At 66.1% G+C, this 7,282-nt stretch carries 8 protein-coding genes; 4 read left to right on the top strand and 4 right to left on the bottom strand.

Annotated elements, in window-relative coordinates:
* Positions 1 to 1,184 (top strand): ice-binding family protein (locus tag AC1DYI_RS22305; protein WP_477206328.1); only part of this gene is annotated, 1,184 nt, incomplete at its 5' end.
* A 55-nt stretch (positions 1,185 to 1,239) separates the two neighbouring features.
* A complete protein-coding gene (locus AC1DYI_RS22300; protein WP_477206327.1) occupies positions 1,240 to 2,397 on the top strand; it encodes an OmpA family protein in 1,158 nt (385 codons plus the stop codon).
* A gap of 133 nt (positions 2,398 to 2,530) precedes the next feature.
* Here the strand turns inward: AC1DYI_RS22300 and AC1DYI_RS22295 are convergent, their stop codons facing one another.
* The 4 genes from AC1DYI_RS22295 to AC1DYI_RS22280 form a co-directional block, all read right to left on the bottom strand.
* Entirely contained in the window at positions 2,531 to 3,007 is a 477-nt protein-coding gene (locus tag AC1DYI_RS22295) for a hypothetical protein (RefSeq protein WP_477206326.1), read from the bottom strand.
* Between the two features lie 139 nt (positions 3,008 to 3,146).
* Positions 3,147 to 4,952, bottom strand: coding sequence for a M56 family metallopeptidase (locus tag AC1DYI_RS22290; protein WP_477206325.1), 1,806 nt, complete (start codon positions 4,950 to 4,952; stop codon positions 3,147 to 3,149).
* A complete protein-coding gene (locus AC1DYI_RS22285; RefSeq protein ID WP_477206324.1) occupies positions 4,949 to 5,338 on the bottom strand; it encodes a BlaI/MecI/CopY family transcriptional regulator in 390 nt (129 codons plus the stop codon). The genes AC1DYI_RS22290 and AC1DYI_RS22285 overlap by 4 nt, the downstream gene beginning before the upstream one ends.
* A 174-nt stretch (positions 5,339 to 5,512) precedes the next feature.
* The gene (locus AC1DYI_RS22280; protein WP_477206323.1) at positions 5,513 to 5,776 is read right to left on the bottom strand and encodes a hypothetical protein; all 264 of its coding nucleotides are present in this window, start codon (positions 5,774 to 5,776) and stop codon (positions 5,513 to 5,515) included.
* Between the two features lie 245 nt (positions 5,777 to 6,021).
* Between AC1DYI_RS22280 and AC1DYI_RS22275 the strand changes: the two genes are divergently transcribed.
* Positions 6,022 to 6,501: a nuclear transport factor 2 family protein gene (locus AC1DYI_RS22275; RefSeq protein ID WP_477206322.1), complete on the top strand. Its 480-nt coding sequence runs from the start codon at positions 6,022 to 6,024 to the stop codon at positions 6,499 to 6,501.
* Between the two features lie 266 nt (positions 6,502 to 6,767).
* Entirely contained in the window at positions 6,768 to 6,983 is a 216-nt protein-coding gene (locus tag AC1DYI_RS22270) for a hypothetical protein (protein ID WP_477206321.1), read from the top strand.
* Positions 6,984 to 7,282: the final 299 nt, after the last annotated feature.

Raw genomic sequence — 7,282 nt, 5'->3', positions numbered from 1 at the left:
CCTTGTTCACCGCCACGATCACGATCGCGGCCACCGACCTGGCCGGCAACGCATTGGCCGGCAACACCGCGGTGCTGCCGGGCGCAGGCCCCGAGGTCTGGACATTCACCACCAGTGCGACCGGCGACTCCACGCCGCCGACAGTGACCGCCATCAGCCCGGCCGACGGCAGCACCGGCCTGTGCCTGACCACGGCCGTCAGCGCCACGTTCAGCGAGCCGATGGACGCGGCAACGATCGATACGACGACCTTCAGCGTCGCCGATACCGGCGTCGCCGTGCCCGGCAGCGTCAGCTACGACGTGGCCAGTCGCGTGGCGACCTTCGTTCCGACGGCCCCGGGCGGCTTCGCCCCCAGCCGGACTTTCGACGTCACCATCGCGTCCGGCATCGCCGGCGTGACGGACCTGGCGGGTAACCCGCTGGCGATCGACCGGACCTGGAGCTTCTCAACCGGAACCCAGCCCTGCCTGACCGCGGTCGACCTCGGGACCGCCGCCTCCTTCGGCGCCTTTGGCGGCGGTGCGGGTGTCACCAACCAGGGTATCAACACCGTGGTCGGCGGCAATCTGGGCACCACCGCGGCCTGCACGCTGATTACCGGCTTCCACGACGCGGTCAACGTGTACACGGAAACGCCGCTGAACATCGGCGTCGTCAACGGCAGCATCAACTGCGGCCCACCGGCACCGGGCACGCTGGCTACCTTGGCCGTGGCCACTCAGGCGCGGGCGGATGCCCTGGCCGCCTACACCGCCCTGGCGGCATTGCCTCCCGGCGGCGACCCCGGCGCCGGTCAACTTGGCGGGCAGGTGTTGGTGTCCGGTGTCTACACCTCCGCAGGCGGTACCTTCGACATCACCACCGGAGACTTGACGCTGGATGCCCAAGGCGATGGCAACGCGGTCTGGGTGTTCCAGAGCGCCGCGGCCCTCACAGTGGGGCTGAGCGCCACGCCGCGTAGCGTGCTGCTCGTCAATGGCGCGCAAGCGAAGAACGTGTTCTGGCAGGTCGGCAGTGCGGCCCGCATCGAAGACGGCAGCACGATGGTCGGCACCCTCATCGCTCCGGCTGGCGTCACGATCTCGACCGCCGGCCAGGCGATACAGACCACGCTTATCGGACGAGCCATCGGCCTGACGGCGTCGGTGACGCTCGTCAACACCACCATCGTCGCGCCATGACCTCGGCCATGGCGGCCGACGCCGCCGACACCATCTGCCTGCCTGAAAGCACACGATGAACACCACACACACCATGCGCCTGATTGCGCCGGCCGGGCTTTGCCTGGTGCTGGTTGCTCCCGCCGTCGCCCAGGAGGCGAACCAGTTCTACTTGGGCCTTTCCGCTGGGCCGTCGCGCGCGACGATCGACGAAGAGCGCATCACCGCCAATCTGCTGGGCAGCGGGCTCACGGTCACCAGGTTCACGCGTGACGAGCGCGACACGGCATTCAGACTATTCGGCGGCTACCAGTTCAGCCGCTACTTTGGCGTGGAGGCCGGCTACTTCAATCTCGGCAAGTACGGCTTCAGCGCCACCACGACGCCGCCGGGCACGCTCAAGGGAGAGATCAAGCTGCAGGGCATCAACCTGGATCTCGTTGGCAAGCTGCCCTTCACCGATCGCTTCTCCGCCATCGGGCGGGTCGGTGCCCAGATGGCCAGTGCGCGCGACAGGTTCAGCGGCACCGGCGCGGTGGGTGTGCTCGACGCGAATCCCGACAAGCGCGAGACCAACTACAAATTCGGCGGTGGGCTGCAATATGCGTTCAGCCCGGGCTTCGTCCTGCGCGGCGAGGTCGAGCGCTACCGCATCAACGATGCTGTGGGCCACCACGGGGACGTCGACGCTGTGTTGGTCAGCCTGGTGTTTCCGTTCGGCGGGGAGCCCGCAGCGCCGCCTCGTGCGGCCGAGGCACCGGTCGCCGTTCCGCCGTCACCACCACCGCCCCCGCCGCCGCCGCCGCCCGTGGTGGTGGCGCCCCCGCCGCCCGCTCCGGTGGCTCCTGAGCGCCGGCGGGTGAGCTTCTCGGCCGAGTCACTGTTTGCGTTCGACAAGGCGGCGATCAAGCCCGAGGGCCGCGCAGCGCTGGACGGTTTCGTGGCGCAGACGCGAGGCACTCTGTACGCCGTGATCACCGTCGAGGGGCATACGGACAGACTGGGAACAACTGCCTACAACCAGAAGCTGTCCCTGCAGCGCGCGGATGCAGTCAAGGCCTACCTGGTCAGCACGGGCGCCTTGGATGCCGGCAAGGTCAGCGCCGTTGGCAAGGGCGAGTCGCAGCCCGTCACGCAGGCCAACACATGCCCGGGCCAGACGCCGAATGCCAAGCTGATCGCATGCCTGCAGCCTGACCGCCGCGTCGAGATCGAGGTCACTGGCACCCGCTGAGAGGCAAGCCCAGAGGCGGAGCCGCGTCATGATGACAAGCTCGTCGTTCAGGTCCGCACGCTGAGATCAGGCGCCTGCCGGCGGCGACGCACATGCGCGCCGCCGGAGCGCGGCCCGGCGGCAGAAGCGCTGCTCAGTTCCTGGCGTCGTATTCCGGCTCGGTCACCGGACTCAGATCGCGGTCGGCGAGGACGGCACCGCCGGTCGGCAAGATCCGGCCCTCGCCAGAGGCCGTGCGGTAGCGCAGGTATCGCGTCGAACCCTTGGCCAGCTCGATGTTGTACTTGAGCGGGTCCTGGCGCGTGCTGCCCAGCCACCGCATCTCGGGGATGATGTTCAGTTGGCTCACGCCAGGCGCAACCTGCAGGCGCAACTCTTGTCCCGCGTTGAGGCGGCCGACCTTCGTCCCGTTCAGGTAGACGATGTGGTCGGTGAAGTCGTCTTCGTCGACACCGAGGTGGACGTGGTACAGCACCACGAGCGAGGACGTCGACAGATCGGGCGGCAGCTTGGCCCCGGTCTGGGACCCGGAGAACATGCCGCAGCCGGCCGCGACCAGCGTGAGCGACAAGGCGGCCAGGAGACGGAATCGGGAGGTCGGGATGTTCATGGCCCCATTGTTACCCGACTGCTTTCATGCACGGGCGGCCCAAGCCTCGTCTGGGTGGGTAAACCCCAAACCACCCATCTGAGCACCCATCTGAGGCGCGACAGAGGACGCGCCTCGCAGCCTGTGCGTTGCGCGCTGATCAGCCCTGCTTTGCCAACCCACGCTTGAGGAAGTCGTTGATCAGTGTGCGCAGCTGTTGTTCGGCGACCTTGGCCGCGGCTTCCTGCTTCTGACTGATCGCCTCCATCTGGCGGCTCAGCTCTTCCATGGTCTTGTCTGCGTCCTGTTCTTGCTTCGCAAGCACTTGGTTCAAGGCTTGCTCGCGGGCGTCGCCGATGCGTTCCATCTGATCGCTCAACGCCTCGATCGATTCGTCCAGAGGCTCCAGCGCCCCGTCGAGTCGCTCCTGCTCTTTTTCGAGCTGCGCAAGCCGCTTCTCGTCGCGCGTGGCAGCCATCTTGCGTGAGAGTTTGTCGACATCGGCTTGCACCTTGTCGCGCTGTTTTTGCAACTGCGCCAGCTGCTTCTGCAGCGCCTCGAGTTCGGCCGACGGGGCGTCGTGTGCTGCCTCGACCTCGTGCGCGATGCGTTCCGTGACCTCGGCCTGCGCATCGATCTGCTGGCTGAGCTTGTCGATCTCGGTATCGAACGCCTGGACAGTCGCCCACACCGCCCTCACCTCAGCGAGTGCCGCCGGGTCGGTCACGACGTAGCGCTGCGAGCCTTGGCGCACCCAGAAGAAGTCACCATGGAGCGCGGCGCGCCGGGCCTTCAGTTCGCGCATGTCCTTGTCGCTGCCCGACATGATGCTGTTGCCGCTCTCACCCGATACAAGAGCGAAGGCAAACGGCTGCTTGGCGTCGTTGAGCGTGATCGTGTCAGAGACAGGCTTGACGCTCGGCGCTGCCGGTGCGGCGGACGCGTGCTGCGCAGGTTGCACGGCTGGCGCTGCCGGTGTCGTCACGCCGGATGCCTGCGCGGCAATCGCCAGTGCAGTCAGCCCGGCCATCGGAAGCAGCAGCTTCCAGCCCAGCGGTTGTCGGGTGGGTTGAATCAGGCGGCTGATGCGTGTCATGAGGCTTCCTCCTTGTGCCGCGAGGGCGAGTTGGTGGTGCGAGGACTGGAATCGGGCCAGTTCCGACAAAGCGAGCGCCAGGCGCCGCGGTTCGCCGAGGGCCTCGGCCGCCAGGTCGTCCGCGATCTGTTCACGCTCGATGCGGATGCGGCKCGACAGCCACCAGACGACYGGGTGATAGAACAGCAGCACCTCGACGACGCTCTGAAGGAGGTTGGCGACATAGTCGAAGCGGCGAATGTGCGCGAGCTCATGCGCCAGCAGCGCCTCGAGCATCTCGGTCGGCATCTGCGTGAGCAGCGATGCGGGCAGCAGGATCAGCGGGCGCCAGCGGCCGACAGTGATCGGCCCGCCGAGACCCTCGAGCACACGCAGACGCGGCAGCCGGCGCAGGCCCATGCGTTTGGCCAGAACGGCCAGCCGCTCGTGCCAGACCGCAGCGATCGGGTGGACAACAGCGCCGGCAGCGGAGCCAAGCCGCCACACCCACGCGATGCCCAGCAGCAACCGCAACGACATCAGCGCCGCGCCAATGCCCCACAGCAACACGACTGTGGGCAGGCCGGGCTGCAGCGTCGCCGCGGACAGCGTGACCGCACGATGTGGCACGGCCGCCATCACTGGACCGACGTGGACCGGCGCCTGCACAGACGCGGTGTTGAGCTCCGTGGGGGCCAGCACTTGCCAGAGCGGCAGCATCAGGCACAGCAGCAGCGCAACGCCGCAGAACGCGTAGCGGGTCTGTGACCGCGCGTTGCGCAGCAAGGCGAGGCCGGCTGCGCTAACGCAGCCGATCAAGGCACCCTGCCAGACGAAATGCAGCAGCGCCATGCCCAGGCGGGTGACCCCATCATCGAGCGTGAGGTTCATCTCTTCGCCTCGTTGGAGTCGCTCTCGGCCAGCAGGCGCTGGATCTCCGCCCTCTCCTCGCGGCTGACATGGCCACGCAGCGCCGCGAGCACCAGCGCCTTACCCGACCCGGCAAAGGCGCGGCCGATGAAGTCGCGCAACAAACTGGTCTGCAGCTGCCCTTGCGGCTGCTTGGCCGCATAGACATGCGAGCGTTGGCTCTCGTCGCGCGTCACCAGGCCTTTGGCATGCATCACCTGCAACTGGCGCAGCACTGTTGCGCTGGCCATGTCGGGCCGCGTCTCAAGCGCTTGCAGGTGCACGGCCTTCGCCGTGGCAGGGCCGAGTTGCCAGAGCACTTTCAGCAGCTCCAACTCGGCAGCGGTCGGCTTGGGGGCGGTCGCCATGGTCGTTCACGTCTTTGAAGTTCGACAGTGAACCCAGAATATTTGTTCTAGAACATTTTGTCTAGATCTTTTTATCGCAACGCCTGGCCACGCGCATTGGCGACTTTTGCAAAGCCCGCTTCAGCGGCCCGGCCGCAGCGCGAGCGGTTCGCCCATTCGCGACCCGGCTCAAGGCTAGTGAACGAGAGTCGGCGCCAAGCAGCCCGTGTTGCCCGTCGGCATGGGCGCTCCTGCGTCGTTCATCAGGGCCAGGATCTGCGGCATGGTGCCAAACGCCAGGTAGAGTTTTTCCTCGTCGCTGACGCCGATGTCGACCATGAAGGCACAGCTTCCCGTGTGGGCGATGAGATCCAGAACGGACTGCTTGACCTTCCGCTGCAGGTCAGCGCACCGTTCGTCATCCACAGACATGCGATCAACCGCATCCGTATCTTCCATGGTCCTCCCCTTCTGTCTGAATCTTGCAGCCTGCCTGTGGCGGCAGTAAGGCAGCTCGTTGGTTCTTTGGCCGAGGAAGCAAGATTCATCCCACGCGCTGGACGGCGAGCGGTGCTTCGGGCCAACGACGCTCGTCGGCTCGCGCTGCGTTCTGTCGTGCCGCGAACGACAACGATCGCGGCGCCGTTGCCCGACGCCGGCCCGTCGCTGCCCAGTGCGGCACGCTCAATTTCACAAGGTACCCGATGAACCCGATACCTCGACTGATGCTTGCTGCCTGCCTCGCCGCCGGAAGCGCGGCCAAGGCTTCGCCAGATTCGGAGCTTGCGAACACGATCGCCGCGCTCGATGCCGCCGCATTCGCCGCATTCAATGACTGCGCGGCCCCCGGCAAGCTCGACGAGTACGCGAGCTTCTTCGCGCCGGACGTTGAGTTTTATCACGACCTTGGCGGAGTGACCTGGACGCGCGACGTCATGATCTCCCAAACGAAGGAGAACGTGTGCGGCAAGTTCCAGCGCGAGCTGGTTCCCGGCACGCTGAAGGTATGGCCGATCAAGGACTACGGCGCACTGGCGCGCGGCGAGCACCGGTTCTGCCATTTCAAGCCTGGCGGCGGAACACACCCATGCGAAGGCCGCGCGGAATTCTCCATTCTGTGGCACCGGCATGACAACTCGTGGACGATCACGCGGGCGTTCAGCTACGGCCATGGTTCAGACTGATGGCGCGACGGCGGCCATCCTCGTGCAGCCAGGTTRAACGCCTGAAGCGCAACGCCTGGTCACCGGCGTAGCAATGCTGCGCACCGCGCCGGGATCGTGCGTGGCTCCGCTTACCTTTCTGAATATCCGTATCGACAGCGAGACATTGCGGCACAGATGCGGGCATAGGCTTACTCTCACAGGTTATCGAAGTCAGGGTGCCGCCGGCGCCCTCGCCTTTGCCTCAATCAGCTCTTCCTTCCCAGACCAACCGCTTGGAGCGCCCGATGAACGTGCCCCATACCCTGTCGGTCTACAGCTTTCGGATGTACGACCACCAGATGCAACAGCGCAGCGTCGCTCCCTACAAGGCCACCGCGGACCGGATTGCCGAGCTGAGCGGCGAGGTTCTGAAGGACACCGAGGAGCAGGTGCCCTGCGATGAGATAGACCTGCTGGGCTGCTACAGCCGAACGATCAGCAGTTGGGCCGACCTTGAATGACGACGGTTGCTGAAGGTCGTCGCGCTTGCGGCATCTGATCCAAGGCCACTGCCGCGATCCTGGCGCTGAGTCGCCGCCGGCGACGCGAGCAAACGCCGGGTGCACATCACACATGAGCGCATTGCCCCACACGACCAAAGGGGGCATTGAACCAGCAGCGCTCTGTCACAGAAACGCACCCCTGGGCCACTGGGAAATACGTCGCGATACCGGATCTGTTCGGTCTCGATCGCGCCCTCCTGTCGGGTGATGATTGCCCCTCGTCAGAGAGSACCACATGCCAGAGAGCACCACATGCC

The sequence above is a fragment of the Ideonella sp. P3_A4 genome (assembly GCF_056403075.1).
This window is presented reverse-complemented; position numbering and strand designations above follow the sequence as displayed.

Coding starts and splice junctions, on each gene's coding strand:
- AC1DYI_RS22280 (WP_477206323.1), bottom strand. CDS start 5,776: ATGGAAGATACGGATGCGGTTGATCGCATGTCTGTGGATGACGAACGG.
- AC1DYI_RS22270 (WP_477206321.1), top strand. CDS start 6,768: ATGAACGTGCCCCATACCCTGTCGGTCTACAGCTTTCGGATGTACGAC.
- AC1DYI_RS22275 (WP_477206322.1), top strand. CDS start 6,022: ATGAACCCGATACCTCGACTGATGCTTGCTGCCTGCCTCGCCGCCGGA.
- AC1DYI_RS22300 (WP_477206327.1), top strand. CDS start 1,240: ATGAACACCACACACACCATGCGCCTGATTGCGCCGGCCGGGCTTTGC.
- AC1DYI_RS22285 (WP_477206324.1), bottom strand. CDS start 5,338: ATGGCGACCGCCCCCAAGCCGACCGCTGCCGAGTTGGAGCTGCTGAAA.
- AC1DYI_RS22295 (WP_477206326.1), bottom strand. CDS start 3,007: ATGAACATCCCGACCTCCCGATTCCGTCTCCTGGCCGCCTTGTCGCTC.